Annotated in this window: 21 protein-coding genes; 4 read left to right on the top strand and 17 right to left on the bottom strand. The window is 67.5% G+C overall.

Annotation, left to right across the window (positions count from 1 at the left end):
• Positions 1-8 precede the first annotated feature (8 nt).
• A complete protein-coding gene (locus FHT32_RS04370) occupies positions 9-1,325 on the top strand; it encodes an HlyD family type I secretion periplasmic adaptor subunit (protein WP_176663389.1) in 1,317 nt (438 codons plus the stop codon).
• Complete coding sequence (locus FHT32_RS04365; protein WP_176663388.1) at positions 1,322-2,932, top strand: TolC family protein; 1,611 nt, start codon at positions 1,322-1,324, stop codon at positions 2,930-2,932. The genes FHT32_RS04370 and FHT32_RS04365 overlap by 4 nt, the downstream gene beginning before the upstream one ends.
• A 122-nt stretch (positions 2,933-3,054) precedes the next feature.
• On the opposite strand, the gene FHT32_RS04360 is transcribed toward FHT32_RS04365, so the two are convergent.
• From FHT32_RS04360 to FHT32_RS04280, 17 genes are all read right to left on the bottom strand, one after another.
• Positions 3,055-4,485, bottom strand: a complete 1,431-nt coding sequence (locus FHT32_RS04360; RefSeq protein WP_176663387.1) for a sigma 54-interacting transcriptional regulator — start codon at positions 4,483-4,485, stop codon at positions 3,055-3,057.
• An 18-nt stretch (positions 4,486-4,503) separates the two neighbouring features.
• A complete protein-coding gene (locus FHT32_RS04355; protein WP_176663386.1) occupies positions 4,504-6,570 on the bottom strand; it encodes a TadG family pilus assembly protein in 2,067 nt (688 codons plus the stop codon).
• A 14-nt stretch (positions 6,571-6,584) separates the two neighbouring features.
• Positions 6,585-7,076, bottom strand: coding sequence for a TadE/TadG family type IV pilus assembly protein (locus FHT32_RS04350; RefSeq protein ID WP_371132127.1), 492 nt, complete (start codon positions 7,074-7,076; stop codon positions 6,585-6,587).
• Positions 7,073-7,552, bottom strand: coding sequence for a TadE/TadG family type IV pilus assembly protein (locus FHT32_RS04345; RefSeq protein WP_176663385.1), 480 nt, complete (start codon positions 7,550-7,552; stop codon positions 7,073-7,075). Before FHT32_RS04345 ends, FHT32_RS04350 begins: the two co-directional genes overlap by 4 nt.
• 33 nt (positions 7,553-7,585) lie before the next feature.
• Complete coding sequence (locus FHT32_RS04340) at positions 7,586-8,065, bottom strand: DUF3613 domain-containing protein (protein WP_176663384.1); 480 nt, start codon at positions 8,063-8,065, stop codon at positions 7,586-7,588.
• Positions 8,062-9,036, bottom strand: coding sequence for a tetratricopeptide repeat protein (locus FHT32_RS04335; RefSeq protein ID WP_176663383.1), 975 nt, complete (start codon positions 9,034-9,036; stop codon positions 8,062-8,064). The genes FHT32_RS04340 and FHT32_RS04335 overlap by 4 nt, the downstream gene beginning before the upstream one ends.
• Entirely contained in the window at positions 9,033-9,995 is a 963-nt protein-coding gene (locus FHT32_RS04330; RefSeq protein WP_176663382.1) for a type II secretion system F family protein, read from the bottom strand. Before FHT32_RS04330 ends, FHT32_RS04335 begins: the two co-directional genes overlap by 4 nt.
• A complete protein-coding gene (locus FHT32_RS04325) occupies positions 9,992-10,996 on the bottom strand; it encodes a type II secretion system F family protein (RefSeq protein WP_176663381.1) in 1,005 nt (334 codons plus the stop codon). Before FHT32_RS04325 ends, FHT32_RS04330 begins: the two co-directional genes overlap by 4 nt.
• Entirely contained in the window at positions 10,989-12,311 is a 1,323-nt protein-coding gene (locus FHT32_RS04320) for a CpaF family protein (RefSeq protein WP_176663380.1), read from the bottom strand. The genes FHT32_RS04325 and FHT32_RS04320 overlap by 8 nt, the downstream gene beginning before the upstream one ends.
• A gap of 4 nt (positions 12,312-12,315) precedes the next feature.
• Entirely contained in the window at positions 12,316-13,599 is a 1,284-nt protein-coding gene (locus FHT32_RS04315) for a histidine kinase (protein WP_176663379.1), read from the bottom strand.
• Positions 13,600-13,646: 47 nt separating this feature from the next.
• Entirely contained in the window at positions 13,647-15,065 is a 1,419-nt protein-coding gene (locus FHT32_RS04310; RefSeq protein ID WP_176663378.1) for a type II and III secretion system protein family protein, read from the bottom strand.
• A gap of 49 nt (positions 15,066-15,114) precedes the next feature.
• Positions 15,115-16,110, bottom strand: a complete 996-nt coding sequence (gene cpaB / locus FHT32_RS04305; RefSeq protein ID WP_176663377.1) for a Flp pilus assembly protein CpaB — start codon at positions 16,108-16,110, stop codon at positions 15,115-15,117.
• An 81-nt stretch (positions 16,111-16,191) separates the two neighbouring features.
• On the bottom strand, positions 16,192-16,713 hold the full coding sequence (locus tag FHT32_RS04300) for a prepilin peptidase (RefSeq protein ID WP_176663376.1): 522 nt from the start codon (positions 16,711-16,713) through the stop codon (positions 16,192-16,194).
• Between the two features lie 15 nt (positions 16,714-16,728).
• Positions 16,729-16,911 carry a Flp family type IVb pilin gene (locus FHT32_RS04295; protein ID WP_176663375.1) on the bottom strand — a complete coding sequence of 61 codons (183 nt, stop codon included), beginning with the start codon at positions 16,909-16,911 and terminating at the stop codon, positions 16,729-16,731.
• 99 nt (positions 16,912-17,010) lie between these two features.
• A complete protein-coding gene (locus FHT32_RS04290; RefSeq protein ID WP_176663374.1) occupies positions 17,011-17,199 on the bottom strand; it encodes a Flp family type IVb pilin in 189 nt (62 codons plus the stop codon).
• Positions 17,200-17,623: 424 nt separating this feature from the next.
• Complete coding sequence (locus tag FHT32_RS04285) at positions 17,624-19,153, bottom strand: murein L,D-transpeptidase family protein (RefSeq protein ID WP_176663373.1); 1,530 nt, start codon at positions 19,151-19,153, stop codon at positions 17,624-17,626.
• Entirely contained in the window at positions 19,120-20,223 is a 1,104-nt protein-coding gene (locus FHT32_RS04280; RefSeq protein WP_176663372.1) for a nuclear transport factor 2 family protein, read from the bottom strand. Before FHT32_RS04280 ends, FHT32_RS04285 begins: the two co-directional genes overlap by 34 nt.
• Before the next feature lie 159 nt (positions 20,224-20,382).
• Between FHT32_RS04280 and FHT32_RS04275 the strand changes: the two genes are divergently transcribed.
• Positions 20,383-21,345 carry a LysR family transcriptional regulator gene (locus tag FHT32_RS04275; protein WP_176663371.1) on the top strand — a complete coding sequence of 321 codons (963 nt, stop codon included), beginning with the start codon at positions 20,383-20,385 and terminating at the stop codon, positions 21,343-21,345.
• 204 nt (positions 21,346-21,549) lie between these two features.
• Positions 21,550-22,083: a hydroxyquinol 1,2-dioxygenase gene (locus FHT32_RS04270; protein WP_176663370.1), complete on the top strand. Its 534-nt coding sequence runs from the start codon at positions 21,550-21,552 to the stop codon at positions 22,081-22,083.
• Positions 22,084-22,109: the final 26 nt, after the last annotated feature.

Below are 22,109 nucleotides of genomic sequence, written 5' to 3'. Positions count from 1 at the left end.
GACGCGATTTGAAAATAGACCTGCCGCAGATTCTTCAGGACGAGAACGACAAGCGCGCGGCACAGACCTCGCCGCAGGGCCGGCGGCGCCAGTGGATCATCGGCGGTGCGATCGGCCTGCTCGCGCTGGTCGGCCTGGGCTTCCCGATGGAGACGGTGGTTGTTGCGCCGGGGCGCGTGATCCCGTCGGACCGCGTCAAGTCCATCCAGCATCTGGAAGGCGGCATCGTCAGCAACGTGCTGGTGAAGGAAGGCGAGAAGGTCAAGCAGGGCCAGTCGCTGGTCGAGATCGACCTGGGCGGCAGCGGCCTCAACCTCGAGGAGCTCACGGCCCGCTACGCCGCCACGCAGGCCACGCGCGTGCGGCTCATGGCCGAGAGCCGCGGCCAGCCGCTCACGCGCGCGTCCTTCGCGCCCGACATCGACGAGGGCGTGCTCGAGGGCGAGACCGGCGCCTACCAGGCGCGCGCGCTCGAGCAGCGCGGCGTGATGGCAGGCGCCGTGTCGGGCCTGGAGCAGGCGCGCAGCAAGAAGCTGGAGCAGGAGGCCAAGGTCAAGGGCCTGAGCGACCGGCTGGCGCTGATGCAGAAGGAACTGGAGATCTCCGAGCAGCTGCTCAGCGAGAAGCTGGTCGGCCAGGTGGAAGTGCTGGAGAAGCGCCGCCAGGCCGAGAGCGTGCGCAGCGAGCTCGCGGTGGCGCGCCAGGGCGTGGTTTCGGCCAACGCCTCCATCACCGAGGCGCAGGCCAAGATGGCCGAGGCCGAGGGGCGCTTCCGCCGCCGCGCGTCGGACGAGCTGGCCACCGTCGAGCGCCAGTTCGCGAGCCTGGCCGAAGACCTGGCGCGCGCACGCACCCAGCGCTCGCGCACCGTGGTGAAGGCGCCGTCGGACGGCATCGTGAAGGGCCTGCGCAACTCCAGCCCGGGTTGGGTGGTGAAGCCGGGCGAATCGATTCTCGAAGTGGTGCCCGACGAGGACGAGATCATGGTCGAGGCGCGGCTCAATCCCAACGACCGCGGCTTCATCGAGGTGGGCCAGCAGGCGCGCGTGAAGATCACCGCCTACGACTACCTGCGCTACGGCGCGGTCGACGGCAAGGTCAAGCTGGTGGCGGCCGACGCCGACCGCGACCCGGCCATCTCCAACGGCGCGCCGTACTACCGGCTGCTCATCAGCATGTCGCAGTCTCACGTGGGCCGCGACGAGAACCGCATCACCGCCGGCATGGAGTCAGAAGTGGACCTGCGCGTGGGCACCGACCCGTTCATCTGGTATATCCTGCGACCCGTGCTCAAGCTTCGCCGCGAAGCCTTCCGCGAACCATGAAGTACCGCAAACCGGTCGATCTGCGCCGCGTGGGCACCGGCGCCGTCTGCGCGGCCTTGTGCGCCGGCTTCGCGCTGCCGCCCGCCGCCTTCGCCCAGGAACCACAACAGCCGCAGCCGTTGCCGGAGCATCTCCTGCAGCAGCAGGAGATGGAAAGTGCCACCAGGCTCACGGTTGCGCGCAGGCTCTCCGCGCCTTCGCTGGGCGCCGCCAGCTACGCGCAGCAGGTGAAGCAGGCGCTGATCGCGCTGTCGCAGGAATACCCCGAGGTGCAGACCGCGCAGGCCGCGGCCAACACCAGCAGCTACGGTGTGGATGCCGCGAAGCAGGCGCGCTACCCGAAGTTCAAGGTCGGCACCTCGTCCGGCAGCTACAACAGCGGCGCGGCCAACGCCAAGACGCAGAGCTACACGGTGCTCACCGCCGAGGCGCGGGTGAGCCTGCTCGACGGCGGCGCCATGAGCGCCGCGCAGCGCGCCGCCGAGGCCGGCAACCAGGCCGACGACGAGGCCGTCGTCACCACCTCGCAGAAGGTGGTGCTGGACGCGCTCACCGCCTACCTGCAGGTGCAGCGCTTCGACCTGAAGAAGCAGATCGCGCACAAGGCCACCGAGGTGGTGGCCGAACTCTCGAAGGCCGAGGCCCGCCGCGTGGCGCTGGGCGTGAGCGGCGACAACGACCTCAACATGGCCGCGTCGCGCCGCGCGCTGGTGGCTGCGCGCGAGTCCGACTTCGAGGCCCAGCGCGACGAGGCGATCGCCAAGTTCCGCAACTACTTCAAGTTCTCGCCCAATGCCGAGTCGCTGCCCGTGCTCGCGGCGCCCACGCAATGGCGCATCACCACGCAGGAAGAGGCGCTGCGCCGCGCCGAGGCGCGCAGCACCGAGATCGCCGAGGCGCAGGGCCGCATCGAGCGCGCGAGGGCGCTGGCCGACCAGCAGGACGCGAGCCTCTACCCCACGCTCGACGCCGTGCTCGTGAAGAGCCGGGACCCGCGCGGCGTGTCGCCGCAGGACCCGACGCGCGCGGCCTTCGAACTCAACTGGAACTTCGGCAACGGCTTCGACCGGCAGCTGCGCCTGAAGTCGGCGCTGGCCGAAGTCGCCAACCAGGAAGCCAAGCTCGAAGGCGTGAAGCTCAACCTGTTCGAGCTCACGGCCGCATCGTGGTCGCGCACCGTCTCCGGCCGCGAGCGCGAGAAGCAGCTGATGGAAGCCGTCAGCACCTCGGGCCAGGCCTTCCGCGGCCGCCGCCGCCTGATGGAATTCGGCCGCGAGACCCTGCCCAAGGTGCTCGACGCCCAGCTCGACTACTACACGCTGCTGTTCGACTACGTCGACGGCGTCTTCGACCTGCGCATCTCCGAGCTGCGCCTGGCGCGCACCACCGGCGAACTGCGCATCGACCCCCTCGGCCCCAACGGCTGGATCGACGGCCTCTTCGGCGCACCCAGGCGCCAGGTGCTCACGGAAGACGGCCTGCTCGGCACGCTCTGCATCTCGAGCAACACCGCCTGCGCCAGCGAACCGGTGGTAAGCGAACGCGCAACCGGAGCAGCCGGCGCCCTGCCAACCTTGCGCAGAGCGCAACGCCTCTCCATCCCCTGAACACGAGGCAAGCGAAGCCATTTCGGGAACACCGAGGAACCGGCTTTGCCGGGCCTCAGGTGTTGCCCCCGGAAGGGGGTTGGCGAAGCGGACACGAAGTGCCGCGCAGCCTGGGGGAGAACCTATTGCTCTTCGGGGATGCCAGGCTCCCCGTCGAGGATCTGGTACTTGCGCATCTTCTCCCACAGCACCTTGCGGCTGATGCCCAGGTGCTGCGCCGTGTCCTGGCGCTTCCAGTCGTTGATCTCCAGCGCCGCGATGATGCGGTTGCGCTCGCTGCTGTTCCAGCCCTTGCGGTCCGCGCTGCCGTCGATCGAGCCGACGCCGCCACCGCTGCCGTTCATCCCGTTGCCGGCAGATGCAGCCGGCGCCGGCGTGCCGCGCGTGAGCGCGATGGCGCGCTGGATCAGGTTCTGGTCCCAGCTGTGCAGCTGCCGCGCGATCACGCCCACGCGCTCGGCGAGGTTGCGCAGCTGGCGTACGTTGCCGGGGAAGTAGGTCTCGGCCACCGCGTCGCTGAGCCAGTGCGGCGTCTCGCCCAGTGCCTCGAGCTCGTCGCCGAGCACGTTGGTCAGCAGCGCCTTGAAGATCGCGATCTTGTCGATCTCTCCGCGCTCCTCCAGGCTGGGCACGTGCAGCTCGATCACCGCGAGCCGGTAGAACAGGTCGGCGCGGAACTCGCCGCTGGCCACCATCTCGCGCAGGTTGCGGTTGGTGGCCGCCACCAGCCGGAAGTCCACCCGCACCGGCGCCGTCGCGCCCAGCCGCGTGACCGCGTTGTCCTCCAGCACGCGCAGCAGCTTCACCTGCTGGTAGCGCGGCAGGTCGCCGATCTCGTCGAGGAACAGCGTACCGCCCGTGGCCTGCTCGAAGTAGCCGCGGTGCGCATGCACCGCGCCCGTGAACGAGCCCTTGGTGTGGCCGAAGAAGAGCGACTCGAAGAGCCCGTCGGGAATCGCGCCGCAGTTCACCGCCACGAACGCGCCCTTGCCGTAGCGCTGGTGGCCCAGGTGCAGCTGCTGCGCGATGCGCTCCTTGCCCACGCCCGTCTCGCCGCGCACCAGCACGCTGTGGTCGCAGTCGGAAAAAGCGTTCACCTCGGCCAGCAGCGCCTTCATCGCGTCGGAGTGCGCCACCAGCACGTCCGGCGGCTGCGGCGCCACCTCGCGCGCGCGCAGCTGCCGCACCAGCTTCGCGACCATCGTGCGCAACTCGGCGCAGGTGAAGTCGTACGGCAGCACATGCAGGTACTCGGGCGGATAGGTCCGCGAGTCGCGCTCGCGCGAGCCCGCCGCCACCCAGATCACCGGCATGCCCTGCAGCAGCTCGGTCGCATGCGCCAGCCCGCCGCCGTCGATGACCGTGACGCTGATGATCGCCACCGAAGGCCGCAGCGCGACGCCCTGCTCCTGATGCGGAGGCGGCATGCCGTCGGCCCGGATGACCTCCACGTCGAAGCTCGCCATGCACCGCGCGATGCGGTCGAGGATGTCTGCCTTGCCTTCCCAGACAAAGAGGTCGAGTTCGTCGAAATTGGCGGCGGGTGAGCTCATGTTGGAAATACGCGCATATCAATAGACCAGCTGGGCACCTCGATTGCACGAGAGGCGAGCGCCGACCTGCGCTTGCGCAAGGTCGATTCCCAGGAGGTTCAGTAGTGCATTGACGGCGGGGTCGAGCAGGGGACCGAGTGCGTTCGTCACCACCGTCTGCAGAGTGTTCAGGAGATTGCTGATCAGGCTGAAGGTGCCGTTCAGCAGGCCTCCGAGGACACCGCTGCTGTCGCTCGAGTAGGGCTGAATCTGGATTCCACCTAGCGTGGATCCCAGGCTTTGCACAAGCGACGTGGAGCTAATGGGCTTGAATGATGGATCTTTGCCTGTGCCGTCATATGGCGCGGCATCGATCTCTGGTAGGTTTGCCGGAGCTGGAGCAACATAAGTCAGTGCGGTGCCACTTGCGCTTCCGCCGACGTCCGAGTTGACGACAAGGCCGAGTCCGGAGATGACAGTTTTCTGGGCAAGCCCCATGTCAGTCACATACGTGCCGTTCGCAGCTTTCCATTTTTTGGGGCTACAGATCAGCGACAGAAGACACCAGTCGAACTTGGCTTCGCGATAGCCGATTTCGACGATGCCTACAGGAGCGGCTGTTGCCGGCACAGAAGACGAAAAGATGTTCGAAACCTTGCCGACATTCAACCGAGCCACACTAGTGCTGGCTTGGACATTCAATGATTTGCTATCAGAGCTGTTGCATGTATGGCCTGTAACCAGTCCCGCACCATTGCCAGCACTGAGACCAATTTCAATGGGTGCGGGGAGAGCTTGTGCGTAAATAACCTTGGTCACTAGGCAGTTGCCGCTGCAGACGACTGTTGCAACCAAGTCGGACACAATCGTTCCGAGATTCAAAGTTGCAACGCTATCGAGAAAATTGATAAGCGGAGACAGCGCACCAGTCACCGTGGAAAGCAAGTTCGAAAGAAGATTTGTGATCCCGTCGAGATTGACGGACAGCAGCATGCGGACCTGTGCAGTGCGGACGTAAATCCTGTTCGGATCATTAACCCCGAGTGCCGGATTGATGAGCATCGGATTTCCCACGGCCGAGACCTGCGGCGGCTCGACGACCTGCACCTTCGCCGTGACGCTGGCAATGCCGGGGACGTTGATCGGCACGGTGGCCGCGAGGCCGTTCTTGCCGTTCGCGACCTGGATCATTCCCTGGACGAGCTGGAAGAGCTGCAGATTGGTATTGAGGCCGGCAGCGTCCGTTCCGCTCGCCACGTTCAGCAGATCGGCGAGCTTGAGGGTGAACGGCGACGCCTGGACAGTGACGAGCAGGTCGCGCAACGCCTGGATGGTGGCTGCGGCAGTGTTGCCGCTGCGTTCCATGACGGAGATCATGGCCTGGAGCAGGACACCCGCGTCCACATTCGTAGCGAGCACCTGGTCGTAGTTGGCGGCGCTGATGTTCAGGGCGATCTTGAGTTGATCGAGAAAGCTCAACAACTGGATGTCGGTGTTGAGCAGCCCCTGCCAGCCCACGGCCTGGACCGACAGCGAACCGCCCAGCAGGCCGCCGAACAGGGCGTTCAGCAAGGCCGACTGGCTGGAGTCGATGCTCACCAGCGTGCTTCGAATGGCCAGGGAAGCGAGCGGCTGCCGCTGTGCGGCAAGTGCCTGCACGCTGATGGTGGCTGCCGGACTGCCGGAAATTCCCGGCAGGAGCAGTGCCGGAGTCCTCGTGATGGTGACCCGCACGGCATTGAAGGCCTGGCCGGTGCCGGGTGTACCGAAGTACTGAGGTGCCGTTCGCGTGGGATTGCCTGGGTCCCAGTTTCCGCATTCCACGTCCGCCTGCGTGAGGGCAGGCAGCAGGGGCGGCATGTTCTGAGCGGCGTTCGTCACCGCTGCGGTCTTCGCATCGGCGCAGAGAAACGGCTGAAGCGACTGGGCCCCCGACAGCGCTGCGAGGTCTGCAGTCTTCTGAAGCTCGCGCTTGATGAAGAAGAGATAGCCGAGCTGCGTGCCGAGCAGGGTGATGACGATCAGGCTCAGCGCAATGGCCGTATTGATCAGGACCGATCCGCGGATTCGCCTGCGACTGGAGAGGTGATGGAGTGTTGCGTTCATTGCAATGGAACTCCTCAGGACGATCGAAGTGCGATGGTCGAGCGACTCCGCAATTGATTGGGCATCCACGTGCTGATGTCGAGGAACGGTATGGATGGCAGCAGGCGGTTCGCGCTGTAGGGGTAGCTCACCGTCACCACGTAGCTGGCAGATGCTCCGGCGCCGCTGGTGACGGGGTCGACGGTCACGTTGGACACGATCCAGTTGCGCCTGCTGGTCACGTCGGCGTTTGCCGAAACAGGGACGACGAGTGAATTGGCCAGGGCGGCGTAGACAGCGTCCTTGACTCGCCCGTCACCTGCGACGGGCGACGTGATGAGACCTGCGGTGCGGGCGCCTTCTTCCGCGGCGCGCGTCACTGCCTGCTGCGTGTAGAGCACCGCGCCGAACGTGGCGAGCGCGTACAGCACGCTGAACAGCACGCTGAAGACCAGCGCGAATTCGATGGCGGCCACGCCGCGCTCGCGAGCCGGCCTGCGCGTGCGGGTTCTCCTGTTGCCGCTCACGGCGTCCTCCCGTCGAGCAACATGCTGGCCTTGCCGACGATGGTGGTGGGCATGGCGAAGCTGGGAAACGGCGGAAGCAGCGCCTGCAGGTTGCTTGCCGTCACGGTCACCACCATCTGGCAACGCGTGTCCCAGGTGGTGCCGCAGGCGGGAGCCGTGCAGTTGTTGCTGACCACGCCGCACACGGTGGCACTGACGCTGCGTGTGACCACCGGCGGCATCCAGTTGCTGCTGGCCGCTGCCGTCGTCTGGGCCTGGGTGGCGCGCGCCGCGAAGGTCGACTGGTAGCGCAGCGCGGCGCGCGCGCCGTCTTCCGCCGCGTTCTGCAGCCCGAGCCGGAACGCGAACAGCATTCCGTAGCTGATGATCCCGTAGAGCAGCGAGAAGAAGATCAGGAACACCAGGGCGAACTCGACCGCGTACGCGCCGCGCTGGGCATGCGCGCGCGTGCGGGTGAGAAGACGTGGCGTCGCCATTGCGATGTCCGGTCCTGTGCGTGCCCGGCTCGCCTACTTCGGCGCGTCGCCGCCGGCGCCGGAGCCGCCGCCGCCCGATGTCGCCTTGACGCTGGACGTCATGCGCTCCGGGATCGGGTACTCGAAGCTCTTCAGGTAGCGCTGGTAGCTGCGGTTGGCGACGTCGCCCGCAATGGTCCTGGGCGTGGCGGACGAGATCTCTCCCCCGCGCTGCCAGGCGAACAGGCTCTGCGTGGCGTCGCCCACCTGCGGCCGCTCGTAGACGTACTCGCCGTCCCCCACCATTTCTTCCTGGCCCTGTTGCGGCGCCGCCGCGGCGGCGGCAGGTGCCGGTGCGCCTGCTGTGGGGGCTGCAGGGGCTGCCGGCTCTTGCGCCTTGGCCGGGCCGGACGGCTGCTGCTGCTGCTGCTGCTGCTGCTGCTGCGCGAGCGCCATGGGCGCGGCCACCATCAGCGTGGCGGCGAGACCGGAGGCGCAGAGCGCGACAAGACGGGCCGTGGGTGTTTTTCTCATGGGGTGCCTCGGGAAGTCGAGTTCGGCGAAAGGGAGACCGCGGCGGCGTTCGAATTGGCGTCCGCGGCGGCGGGATTGAGCTGGCTGGCGGTACGGATGCCGCCGTTGCCCGACCAGCGCGAGGCCTTGAGCATCAGCGGCGCCGCAGCCGCGTCTTCGCGCGCGAGTGCCGCTGTATTCGGCAGCGGCCGCACGGCCACGGGAGCAGGCGGGATGCCGGTGGCCGCCGGTGCGATGCCGCCCGCGCGAAGCTGCTGCGCTGCCTCGCGTACCGCCGCGCGAGCGGCAGGCGACATGCGATTGGCCTCCATCAGCCTGTTGGCCTGCTCGCCCTGGTCGGTGACCTCGAAATACAGCGCCAGGTTGGACTGGGCCTGCGCGCTGTCGGGGCGCAGCTGCAGCGCCTGCATCAGCGGCAGCCGGGCATCGGCGACCTGTCCGGCGCGCAGGCTTGCATAGCCCAGGTCGCTGAGCAGGGCCGCGTCGGTGGGCGTCAGGCGCTGGGCCTGCCTGAGCAGCTGGGCCGCCTCGGCGTAGCTGCCGCGCGCGCCGGCCAGCAGGCCGAGTCCGCGGTAGCCGGCGCTTTCGAGCGGCGTGCCGATCAGGCGCTTGTAGGCCTGCTCGCCCGCTTCGGCCTGACCGGTCTGGCGCAGGGCGTCGGCGCGCATGCGCGTGGACTCGGGCGACACGCCCCAGCGCTGCTCGAGCGCGTCGATGTGGGCCAGCGAGGCGAACCACAGGCCTTCCTTCTGCATCTGCTCCACGAGCCTGAGGTAGGTGGCCTTGGTGTCGATGGCGGCGCCGGCCTTAGTGTCGGCGTTCGCTTCGGCGGAGGCGCGCTGCTGGGCATCGGCAGCCGCGGCGTACTGGTCCTTGAGCGCACCGCAGCCGGTGATGGCGATGGCGGCGACCGCGCATGCCAGCAGGCGGCTGGCGCGGGGCGTGCATGCGGGAAGGTTTTCGGTTTTCACTTGATGATGCCTCCCAGTGAACGGAATATCGCGATGAAGCCCGGGCCCGCGGTAACGATGACCAGTGCCGGCAGCAGCGTGGTCACCATGACGCCGGTCATCTTCACGGTGATCTTGCCGATGCGCTCCTTCAGCTCGGAGCGGCGGCTTTCGCGCAGCCGGTCGCTGAACACGCGCAGCGGCTCCTGCACCGCGCCGCCGTGCCGGTCGACCTGCACCAGCAGCGAGACGAGGCCGCGCATGTTCTCGTTCTTGTGCAGCGTTGCCAGGCGATGCAGCGAATGCTCGCGGGTGCGCCCCTGGCTGTACTGCGCGTTGGCGATGCCCAGTTCGTAGCCCAGCACGCGCAGCACGTGCGAGAAGTCGGTCGCCATGATCTGCAGGCTCTGGTCCAGGCTCAGGCCCACGCCCTGCAGCAGCCGAAGCAGGTCGACGAACAGCGGGAGCTCCCGCGCCGCGCGCTCGCGCCGGCCCGCGGCGATCCGGCCCAGCACCCACTTGGGCGCCATGAATCCGATGGCCGCCGCCGCCGCGAGCACGATGGTGACCGTGCTGCGCGTGTGCCCGCCGCTCCAGAACAGGTACGCCAGCAACGGGAGCAGGAATGCGAGCGAGACCCGCGCGACGAGGAACACCAGCTGGGCCCGCTTCGACGGCAGCCCGCACTGGTCGATGAGGTTGCGGTCCTCGTCCGCCACGAGGGCTCGGCCGATGCGCGAATCGAGCCAATGGAACGGCAGGTCGAGTTCGGGCTTGAAGGGTGCATCGGGGTCCGCCGGAGCTTCGACGGCGGACTTGAGATCGGGCATGGCGGCTGCCTGCCGGATGGCGCGGCCGATGGCCTGCCCGCTGCGCGTGCGGCGCAGCTCGGCCGCGACGAGCGCTCCGGCGCCGACCAGCAGGCCCAGCGCAAGCAGCACGAGGCTGGCGATGGCGAGCAGGTTGGGCGTCAACGTCATGCCAGCCTCGCCAACCGGTAGAGCAGCGCCGCGCCCGTCAGCTGCAGGCCCACCGCGGAAAAGATCAGGATGCGGCCCGTGTCGTCGTTCCACATCCCCATGAAATAACCTGGGTTGGTGAGGATCAGGAAGGCCCCCACGCCCACCGGCAGCAGGCCGAGGATCCAGGCCGAAAGACGCGTCTCCGAAGACAGCGCGATCAGTTCCTGCTCCGCCTGCTCGCGGTCGCGCATGAAGTTGCTCACGCGTTCCAGCAGCAGGTCGGCGCGGCCGCCGTATCGCACGCCCAGGCCCAGGATGGAGGCGAGCAGGTACATCTCCTCGATGCGCACGTTCTCCGCTGTCTGTTGCAGCGCGCGGTCGAGATCCACGCCCGCGCGCACCAGCGCCGCGGAGCGCTCCAGGTGGCCGCGCAGCGGTGCCTGGGTGGTGGCGATGGCGAGCTGGAAGGCGGCCTGCGTGGAGTTGCCGATGGTGATCAGCCGCACCATCGCATCGATGTACCCGGGCAGCTGGCGGATCAGCTTGCGGCGGAACTTCTGCAGCTGCAGCCACAGTGCGAAGCTCGTCATCAGCACCAGCAGGAACAGCACGCCCAGTGCGGCGAGCCCTCCGACCAGAACGCCGACCAGCAGGCAGATGCCCGCGATGATGCCCAGCGCGAAGACGATGGTGCGCGGCTCGACCACGCCCACCATCCAGCCCGGAATGGCGCGTTCGATCAGGCTGGTGCGCACGGGGGCGACGGCCGCTGCCTCGGTGCCGAGCCACGGGTCGGTGGTGAGGCCGGAGGCGAGGCCGTCGCTGGCGAGGTCCCGCAGCGGCATCGGTATCGGCGTCGCATCGGTGGCCGAGGCCGCCGCAGTGGCCTGGATCTGCTGGTCGAGGTGCCGCTCCGTCGCCAGCCGTACCTGCCGGTTCTTCGCCCACTGCCACAGCAGCAGCCCTGCGGCCGCCATCAGCAGCGCGATGCAGAGCGCGACGAGCAGGGCCTCATGCACGGCCGTCTCCTCCGTGCTGCGCCGCACGCTGCAGCGACTGGCGGAAGCGCGTGATCTTCGGCGAGTGCGGCGCGATGCCCAGGGACACCCAGCGGTCGCGCTCCTCGCCGTCGGGCGAGACGATGGGCTCGTAGCGGTAGAGCTCCTGCATCGCCACCACGTTGTCGTTGACGCCTGTGACCTCGCTCAGCGAGATGATGCGGCGCTGTCCGTTCGAGAGGCGCCCGATCTGCACGATGAAGTCGATCGCGTTGGCGATCTGCCGGCGCAGGCTCACCTCGCTGCCCTGGTAGCCGGCGAAGCCCGCGAGCATCTCCAGGCGGTAGAGGCATTCGCGTGGCGAGCTCGCGTGGATGGTGCCCATCGAGCCTTCGTGGCCGGTGTTCATGGCCTGCATCATCTCGATGACTTCGGCGCCGCGCACTTCGCCCACGATGATGCGGTCGGGCCGCATGCGCAGGCTGTTGCGCAGCAGGTCGCGGATCGACACCACGCCCTGGCCGTCGAAGCCGCCGGGGCGGCTTTCGAGCCGCACCACGTGGCTGGTGCCCAGCGACAGTTCGGCCGTGTCCTCGATGGTGATCACCCGTTCGCGCGCCGGGATGAAGCTGGCGAGCGCATTGAGCAGCGATGTCTTGCCCGAGCTGGTACCGCCGCTCACGAGGACGTTGCAGCGCGCGCGCACCGCGATTTCGAGCAGCTGCGCCATGCCCGCGTCGAAGGTGCCCAGCTTCACCAGGTCGGCCGGCGTGAGCGGCTCCTTGCGGAACTTGCGGATCGACACCGAGAGGCCGTCGATGGCCAGCGGCTCGATGATCACGTTGATGCGCCCGCCGTCGGGCAGGCGCGCGTCGACCATCGGGTTCGATTCGTCGAGCCGGCGTCCCAGCGGCGCGAGGATGCGCCGCACGATGCGCATCACGTGCTCGGAATCGGCGAAGCGCACCGTCTCGCGCTCCAGCACGCCGTGGCGCGACACGTACACGTTCTGGTAGCCGTTGATCAGGATGTCTTCCACGGCCGGGTCGTTGAGCAGGTCTTCCAGCGGCCCGAAGCCCGCGAGCTCCTTGGTGAGCGCGTCGGAGATGAGCTGCATCTCGCGGTCGTTGATCGGCACGCGGCGCAGGCGCACGAAGCTGTCGACCTCCAGTTCGACGAACTGCTGGATCGACGCGCGCGACCAGCGGCCGAACTCCGCGCCCAGCTCCTCGATGCGGCTGAGCAGGTGGTCGTGCGTCCAGCTCTTGATGTCCTGGAACTGCTGGGAGTTGATGAACGCCTGGTCGTCGTCGGCGAATTCGATATCGGTGGACATGGGCTCAACCTTCGTGTGAACTCTTCCAGAGGCCGGTGACCTGCGACATGAGCGCGACCCAGCGTGGATCCTTGGCCGGTGGCTGGCCCGTGGCAGACATGTATTCCTGGTGCAGGCTGCGGGCGAGTCCCGCCACGGCCTGCGAATAGGGGTCGCTGCGCGCGGTGCGCACCAGCATCTCGCCGCGGCTGGCGGCGGCGAGCAGTTGCGCGCTGCGCGCGGGCAGCACGTGCCGCAGCGGCAGCTCCAGCCGCTCGGCGATGTCCTTGGCCGACAGGCCCACGTGGCTGTCGAACTTGTTCACCACCAGCGACAGGCGCTCGGTCTCGACGTTGCGCGCGCGCAGTTCCTTGAGCATGTTGGCCGTGGAGACGATGCCGCCGATGCTCTGGTCGCACACCACCCACGCCTGCTGGGCCTCGCGCACGGTCTGCGCCATGAAGTCGATGGTCGAGAAGCCGCCGAGGTCCGCGATCTGGAAGTCGAAGAAGTCGGCCAGGCGCTTGATGAGCGAGACCGAGTCGGCATGCGAGATCTCGCGCACCTGCGCGAGGCTCGCGGGCAGCGGCAGGATGGCCACGCCGCTGGTGTGATGCGCGAGCGCGGTGTGCAGCAGCGTCTGGTCGAGCCGGCGCAGGTTGCGCACGCCGTCGACGAAGCTGAAGCCGCTTTGCGTGTCGAGGTAGAGCAGGCCGTCGCGCGCGGGCAGGCCCAGGTCCAGCAGCGCAACGCCGTGGCGCGAGCTGCGCCCCGGCGGGCGCTGCGGCGCCTGCGTGAGCTGGTCGTTGAGCGCGAGCGACAGGCTGGTGGCCAGCGTGGTCACGCCGAGGCCGGCGCGCGCGCCCAGCAGCGCCAGCGTGCTGCCGCGCGTGCCGCCCTGCAGCGTGCTGCGGCGCTCGAGCAAGGTGCGCAGCGTGACCACCGCGTCGGTGGGCGGCGCGGCCATGTCGATGAAGTCGTCCACGCCCGCGCGCAGGGCCGAGAGCATCGCGGCGGGCTCGGCCGACACGCCGGTGGCGAGCACCGGCAGCGTGGGCCAGTCGCGCTTCAGGCGCTGGTGGAGCTGGCTGGCGGTGGCGCCCTGGTCGGGCGAGAAGTCGATGAAGACCGCCACCGGCCCCAGCAGGGCGATGCGTTCGTCGATCGACTTCGTGTCCGGCGGCAGGACCACCACGGAGCCGAGGGTGCCGAGCGCGTCGGTCAGCCACGTGATGTGGCCGCCGTTGGTCGACGCGAAGAGATAGGTCTCGCTGCCTGTTTCTGGAATGCTGTCGCGTGGTGCGTTCATGGTGCCAGCCTGCGATGCATGGTCCGTGTCATCGGTTGTCGGGTCGGTCAGCGGGAGAAGCCGGGCACGGGCGTGTCGATCGCGCCGCCCAGGAAATAGGAGCGCCACACGGCGCCGTCGCGCTGCTCGGCGGTGCCGGGAAGGTAGGGCGTGAGATCGGTGCCGCGCGCGATGGGCTTGACCAGGTGCGGCGTGACCAGGATCACCAGCTCCTTCTCCTTCATCTGGTAGTTGTTCTTGCTGAAGAAGGCACCCAGGATCGGCAGGTCGCCCAGCAGCGGCACCTTGTCGGCGTTGGAGGTGGTGGTGCGGCTCACGAGGCCGCCGATGATGAAGCTCTCACCGTCGCCCAGCTCCACCGTGGTGTCTGCGCGGCGCGTGCTGATCGCGGGCACGGCGACGCCGTTGAGGCTCAGGGCGTTGGTGTAGTCGAGGTCGCTGGCTTCGGGCGCCACCTTGAGCACGATGCGCTCGTTCGACAGCACCGTGGGCGTCAGCGTGAGGCCGATGCCGAAGGGCTTGTATTCGATGCTGGTGGTGCCCAGGCCTTGCGGCACCGGAATCGGCAGCTCGCCGCCGGCCAGGAAGCTCGCGCTCTGTCCCGACAAGGCCACCAGCGTGGGCTCGGCGAGCACGCGGGCCATGCCGTTGCCTTCGAGGAAGCCGACGTCCAGGCCGATGCCGGCCTTGCTGAAGTTGAGCAGCAGGCTGAAGGCCTGTGTCACCGGGTTGTTGTACTCGTAGCTCATCTGGCCGTTGGTGTTGAACGTGGCCTTCTGGAGCGATGACGGTGCGAATACCCCGAAGCTGAATCCGTTCGCGTTGGGGCGGGTGCTGAAGATGTTCAGGCCCGCCTGCTTGAGCACGCTGCGGTTGAACTCGACGACTTTCACCTCGACCTGCACGGTGCTGCTGCGCACGTTCACCACCGAGCGGTCGATGAGGTCGGTTTTCTCGGCGCCGGGTGGCAGGCTGGCCAGCGCCGCGGTCCGCTGCGCCTGGTGCGCGGCCATGTTGTCCATGGTACCGGTCACGTTGGCCGTGGCGCGGCGCACTTCGATCGCATAGGTGGTTGCGGCGGTGCTGCCCTTTTCCCAGACCATCAGGGTGGTGTGTCCGACGGTCTTGCCCGTCACGATCAGCCGCGCGGCAGGCGAGTTCGGTGTCTGGCGGGTGATGGCGACGGTGGCGATGGCTTCGTCGCCGATGGCCATGCGGTCGATGCCCTTGCCGACCAGCAGTTCCCGCTGCGAGCCGACGGTGATTGCCATCGGGCGCTGCGGCTGGAATTGCGGCCGTGTGCCCGTTCCTTGCGCATCGGCGGCGGTTGCGGCCAGCGGCCAGACGGCCTGCGACATCGCGAGCGCGGCCATCAGCGATGAGCGCAGCAGCCTCGGCGCGACATCCTTCACGTCTGTGGAACTGCGAGCGGCACGGGTCGACGACTCGCGGGGCATGTGATGCATTTGATTTTCCTGGGTGACCTGTGTCTGGTGGCTGCTTGCCGGCTCGGGCTCAGTAGTTCACGGTTTCGCTGCGGTTGCCGCGAATGACCTCGACCTGGAGCCCGCCGCTGCGCGCTGGCTTTGCGGCGTGCGGGCTGGTCGAAACTGCGCGGGCCTCTGTGGCCATCGGTCGCACGGAGGGGCCCTTGCCGCCGGTGACCAGATCGGCGGTGGTCAGCCCGGCCTGTGCGAGGTCCAGTCCTTCCAGCGGGCCGCGGCGCGCCTCGCCGGCCTTGGCCTGGGCGGGCTGCAGGGCCGTGGGCAGTTCGGCGAACAGCTTGGGATCGGGCTCAGACTTGTCGGCCGGGTTGCGCAGCGCGAGCATCAGGCGGCCGCTGGCGTCGCCGATGGTCAGGCGGTTCACTTCGTCGATGGGCACTGCGAGCACGGCAGTACGGGCTTGGTCATTGCGCTGGGCCTGCTGGGCCGCCTTGTCCGGCGCCTTCGACGGAAGGCCGTCGACCGAGGCGTTGCCGAAGGCCAGCACCCGCTTGCGCGCGAGCAGCAGGCGGGCCTGGCTGCGGTCCACGTCCTTGCCGTCCGACTTGAGGGTGATGAACACGTCGACGAAATCGCCGGGCTGGATCTTGTTGCCCACGCCCATGACTTCGTCGGCCTTGATCGCGACGGCGCGCTCGCCTTCGTCGATGCGCGTGGCAAGGCCCGACACCAGCTGGTTTTCCATCACGGGAGTGCCTTCGGCAAGGTCCAGCACCGGCACGCGGCCCACGGCGGCGTTCACGTCCTGGTAGGCACCGACCGGGTTGATCGTGAGGCGCTCCACCCGCAGCGCATCGGCGGGAATCGCCTCGCCCGCGGGCAGGGACTTTGCCGCCACCACCACCGGATAGACCAGCACTTCGCGCACCTTGGTGGGGGCGGTGGCCGGGTTCGCCGCCGCCACGGCCGGAGCGGGGGCCTGCCGGCTCAGCATCCATGCATAGCCTCCCAGCGCGATGGCCAGGAGCACGAGGACGGCGGCGATGATTTTCGTGATGTTGATCATGGGCGGCGGATGAAAGAGTGGGGGCAAGCGATCGTGTGGATTGAGAGATGGATGACCCGCAGTGACAGAGGCAGTGAACTGCTAACTCTGTCGCCCCCAGACCATCCAGACCGCTGTGGCCATGGCGAGATAAGCCGCGTAGGGAACGATGCGCCTGCGCTTCGGCGCGGCGCCGCCGTCGGTTTCGACGGCGGAAGAAGAAGAGCCTGAAGAGGCGGGGCCGTGCAGCATCAGCGCAAGCCGGGGAGAGAAGGGCCAGCGTTGCAGCGCGAGCCAGAGTGCGCTGTGGAGTCCGGCCAGAAGGCTGGCGCCGACCCAGATCGGCAACAGCGCGGGCAGGCCGACCCAGAGTCCGAGCGCGCCTGCGAATTTCACGTCTCCGGCTCCCATGTAGCCGGCGGCGTAGATGAGCAGCAGGCAGCCGAAGCCGACGGCTGCGCCCGTGAGTGCAGTGGTCCAGTCGAGGCCGAAGGGCTGCATCCCGAGCGCAAGTGCCGCCAGCGCGACTGCGGCGCCGGCAAGCACGAGCCAGTTGGGGACGCGGCGTTGACGGAAGTCATACACGGCAACGAACAGCAACCACAGCAAACACGCCGATCGCATCACTGGTTCGGGTGCTCAGGAGGGGACAACCAGCTTGCCTGTGATGTAGGTGAAGACGCTCGCGAGCTTCGCGCCGAGGCCGGTGTTACCGGAGAGAACGGTGACGATCGCGATGGAGATCAGCCCCGCGATGATCCCGTACTCGATGGCGGTGGCGCCTTCTTCGTCGCGGAGGAAGCGGATGATGGAGTTACGCATGATGAGACCTTTCAAGGAGTGACGTTCGAAAAACAACAGGGGAAATGCCGGAACGTGATTTCAAGAGTCGATGGAAAGTCGTGAGAACTATCGTGTCGCTCAGGTCATCGAGATAGCAGCCAGCTTGTTCGTGATATAGGTGAAGACGTCCGAAAGCTTGCCGCCCAGACCCGTGCTTCCGGAAAGAACCGTGACGATCGCAATTGAAATAAGGCCCGCAATAATTCCATATTCAATTGCGGTCGCGCCTTCCTCATCGTGCAAAAAACGCTTTATTGAGCTATGCATGATTTCCCCTTTCAGGAAGTGTTAACAAAGGCTTGCGATGTGGATGTTATACAGCGTAACTCCGTGTATCAACAAGGCAAACCCGCAAGACTTTCGTCAGGGTGTGCTAGCCAAAAGGGGTAAAGCAGGATGGCGGCCAGCCTCTCGCCAGCCGGAGCCAGGAGCAGCCTGGCCAGCTAGTTAACGATTCGGAAGTGAATTTTTCCCTCTGTAGGCCACATGGCGCCTCCCATGAAGGGGGGATGTGGCGTAACGGCGCGGGGAACGCGCGCGGCGGGGGTGTTACGGGAACAAACGCGTTACGTGTTACGTAGCACGCGGTCCCGAGCCCTAGATGTAACGGTCAAAAAAGGCCCAGCTCGTGAGCAAAAAGTCACAAGTTGAAGGGGGTGACCGCGTTGGCGGGAGGGCTTCGGCCCGGGCGTCAGCCCAGGATTTCTTCGTGGAAGAGCTTCCAGTCGGTACCCTGGCGTAACCAGTACTGGCGCCGGGAACGTCCGCTCTTCTCGCCTTCGAACACTTCGCCGAAGGTAACGACCATGGTGTCGTCGCCGTCCTTCCAGTGGAGGTACGACAGGTCCTTGAACTGCACGCGCTTGCCCTGCGCGTATTTCACTTCGTCGTCGACGACCGAAATTCCCTCGGTTGTCTTTTTGCTGCTGCGCTGGAAATCGGGCAAATAGAATTTCTTCAATTGCGCTTCATTTCCGCTGGCACGCGCATCTTTCCAGCCGGTGATAGCGCTTGTAATTGACTGTGCTTCTTTTTCCGCCTGCGGTTGCGAAATCCATTGCAGGCTGCGCGCGGTCACGACCGGGGTGGCGCCGATTTGCACTTTTCGCAAAAGCTGCTTGAGGTCGGGGTTTGCCATGACCACGCAGCCGTCGCTGGCCAGCGGCGCCCGGGCGAACTGCTGCGGCGGCGTGCCGTGCAGCCAGATGCCGCCGCCGGTCTTGCCGCGCCGCACGTCGTACGGGTTGGGGTAGTTGATGGGCAGGGCGCCCGCCCCGTAGAAGTCCTTCAGCGACTTCGGGTCGAGGCTGCTGGTGATGTAGTACACGCCCAGCGGGGTGCGCGCATCGCCCTCGGTGACCTTGTCGGTACCCGACTTGCCGACGGAGATGTAGTAGTCGGCCGTGAGCTTCAGGCCCTTGTCCGAGTTCTCGAACAGGTACAGCCGCGAGCGCGAGGCGTCCACTGCAATGGCGTACCGGCTGCGGGTGGACAGCGCCAGGAACTGCGACGGCACGGTGTTGGCCGGTGGGCGTTCGCGCAGCGCCTGCAGGCGGCGCTTCGATTCCTCGTGCAGCTCGGCCATGGCCGGGTTGCCGCGCATCTTCGCGATGCTGGCGGTGTCGGGCAGGGCGTTCGAAGGCGGCACCTGCGCCGCGAGCAGGTCGCCGTAGACGAGCTGCGCGAGCTGGAAGTTCGGATAGTCGCGCACCAGGTCGCGCGCCTTGGCCAGCGCGGGACGGGTCTGGCCGCGGCCGAACATCTCATAGACCGCGATCAGGCGTGCCTCGGCGTTGCTGGCTTCCTGGATGGCGCCCGTCGAAGCGGGCTTGCGCCCGGCCCTCGCCGCCGTTGCCACGGTCGCCGAAGTCGCTGCTGCCGCGGCGACACCCTTCCGGCCTCGGGCCCCGCGGGATTCCCTGGCTTCCTTGATGGAAGAAGGGCGGCCGGCCGCGCCGGCTCGTGCCGCGGCGCGTGCATTGCCTGCGGAAGCCTTCGCCTTGGCCTTTTCCGCCTTTTCCTTGTGGGCGCCTGCGCCAGCCTTGCCGGAGCCGTTCGATGCGAGCGCGGCACCGGGCGCCGCGAGCATCAGCGCCGACGCGGTCATCAGTGCCGCAACGAACTGTTGCCCGCCGCGCAGACGGAACGGAGGAGTCTGGAGCCGGCCCTGCCGGACGATGTCTGCCACTAGCCGCCGACGCTTTCCTTGCGAATGTGCCATTGATTGCCGGAGCGCTGCATCTCCAGCGTCTTGCGGCTCGAAACGTTCAGGTTGTCCGCGCGATAGACCTGGCGGAACTTGGCCGTCGCGTTCTGGCCGTCGACCTTGATCGCGAGGTTCTCGATGTTCACGCTGATGCTCGACTTGCCGACGATGCGTGCACGGCGGTCTTCTTCCCAGCTCTTGCGGCTCTGGCCGCCGGCGGGCGCGAAGTCGGAGCCGTAGGCCGCGAGGTAGCGGTCCATGTCCTGGCTGGCCCAGGCCGAGGCCCAGGCGCGCACGGCCGATTCGACTTCGGCATTGGCGGCGGTGTTGCTTGCCGCCGCGGGCGCAGGAGCGGGCGCGGGAGCTGGAGCTGCTTCAGGTGCCTTGGGCGCGGCGGCCACCGGTGCGGGAGCTGCCGCGACCTTGGCAGGCGGCGGCGGTGCGGCGGGAGTGGGTGCCGGCGCAGGTGCGGGCGCGGCCTTGGCGGCAGGAGCAGGCGCAGCAGCGGCGATCAGCGCGGTCGGCTTGCCGCCCGGCGGCGTCGGCGTGAAGAGCGTGCGGATCACGGCGAGCTTCGGCTGCACGGCCGTGTTGTTCTGGTCGAGCTGCAGCGCCTTGCTGTAGGCCTGGCTCGCGAGCCGGGCGTACACGTCGCCCAGGTTCTCCTGGGCGGTGGCGTAGCTGGGGTTGGTGCGGATCGCGCTTTCGAGCGCGGCGCGGGCCTTGTCGAACTGGTTCTGGCTCGCGTAGATCACCGCGAGGTTGTTGTAGGGCTCGGGCAGCTCGGGCGCGTCGAGCGTGAGCTGCGTGAAGGCGGCGATGGCTTCGTTGCGCTTGCCGGTGTCGAGCTGGATCACGCCCTTGAGGAAGCGCATCTGCGGATCGCGCGGCTTGTCCTTCAGGAAGGCCTCGGCCTTGACCATGGCCTCGTCGAGCTTGCCGGCCTGCATGAGCTTGTCGACTTCCTCGTGCTCGATGGCCGCCAGCGCCGGAAGCGCGACGCCACAGGTGGCCGCGGCCAGGAGCAGGGCGCGCACGGTGGGGGAGAAGCTGAAACGGGCGCGTGGCCTGGGGCTCTTGGGCATTGCGGACAAGACCTCGTAGGGGTGGGTGATGCGGCAGGGATTGTAAGTGGGGCGGGTAACCCCCCGATACAGGGATGACAGGCCTTTCGCGGCCTTTAGGCTTGCCCGCAACGCCGCCGGAAGCCCCCGCGCCGCACGGCCCCGCAGTACAGTGCCGCCGTGGACCGCCTCCAAAGCATTGAAACTTTCGTTCGCGTAGCGCAGACCCAGAGCTTCGCTGAAGCCGCAAGGCAGCTGCGCGTGGCCAACTCGGTCGTCACCACGCGGGTCAAGCAGCTCGAGGAGTTCCTCGGCGCACCGCTCTTCCACCGCAGCACGCGCGTGGTGCGGCTCAGCGACATGGGGCAGGCCTTCCTGCGCGATTGCACCGAGCTGGTGGCGCGCGCCGACAGCATCGTCGACCAGATGCGCGATGCGCGCGGCACGCCCTCTGGCACGCTGCGCGTGCATGCGCTGACCGGCATGGTGCTGGGGCGCTTCGCCTCGCTGCTGCGCGAGTTCCAGACGACCTACCCCGACATCCACCTCGAGCTGATCGTGAGCGACGCGGTGGCCGACCCGGTGAAGGCCGGCGTCGACTGCGCCCTGCAGATCTTTCCCGCGGCCTCGCAGGAGCTGGTGGCCAGGCCGCTCTTTCCGGTGCGGCGGGTGCTGTGCGCCACGCCGGCGTACCTGAAGGCGCACGGCACGCCGGCCACGCCGCGCGAATTGCACCGCCACAAGCTGGGCCTGTACTCGGGCTACCCCACGCGCGACCGCTGGACCTTCCACCACGGCGGCGAGCAGACCACCATCTATCTCGCGGCGGCGCTCCTGACCAACAGCGTGCATCTGCTGCGCGAATACGCGCTGGAGCACGCGGGCATCGTCTGCCTGCCGACGCTGGTCGCGGGCGATGCAATCGCGCGCGGCGAGCTCAGCGTGGTGCTGGCCGACCACCAGCTGTCGTCGTTCTCGCTGAGTGCGGTGTACGCGGGCACCTCGCGCAATGCGCTGAAGCTGCGCCTGTTCATCGAGCACATCGCCACCCGCTTCACGCGCGTGCCGCCGTGGGATGCGACGCTGATCGAACGAGGCCTGATCCCGGCCGAGCTCATCGAGTTCAGCCGCACCAGCGGATGAGGTGAGCACTCCCCCAGGCTTCGCGCACTTCGTGTCGCTTCGCCAACCCCCTCGCCGGGGGCGACGCCGGCGGCCCGGAGCGATGGTCCGACAGGGGGTAAACCCCAGCGATTATTCGGAAGCTCCGAATAATCCTCTTCCAAACTGGTCCCTACCGGTGCCGCCGCATGGCTCCTAGAGTTCGCTCATCCAAGGAGACAAGCCATGCCAGCCACCACTTCGACCGCCCCGGACGCCACCTACAAGACGCGCTTCGGTTCCCTCAAGCACTTCGAGAAGGGGCACGTCGAGCCCATCGACGACGACGTGCGCCACTACGCCTTCTCCAACTGCTTCGAGATTGCGAGCATCAGCAAGCCCTACGAGAAGGTCGTGTTCGGCCAGAACCAGATCTACGTGCTGGAGACGCTGCGCGCCGAAGGCACCTCGCCCTGGTACACCTGCGCGCACGACGAGTTCGCGCTCGTGATGGACGGCGACGTCGAAGTGCACCTCGTGCAGCTCGACGAGAGCCAGACGGTGGCCGACAAGGACAAGAACGGCGCCGTGCTCGTGAAGGGCGAGCCCAGGGGCAGGAAGATGGGCTGGATGAAGCTCTCGCGCGGCCACCAGGGCCTGCTGCCGAAGAACACCGCCTACCAGTTCCGCAATGCCGGCGAGCCGGGCGTGATCGTGCTGCAGAGCTGCAAGGGCGATCTTTCTGTAGAGAAGTGGGCAGAAATCTGCCAGGCGCATTGACCGCACCCGAACCCAGGAGCCACACA

The organism is Variovorax sp. SG517 (assembly GCF_013376045.1).
Lineage (GTDB): Bacteria > Pseudomonadota > Gammaproteobacteria > Burkholderiales > Burkholderiaceae_C > Variovorax.
Note: the sequence above shows the minus strand (reverse complement) of the source record. Positions and strands in the feature narration are given on the sequence as shown.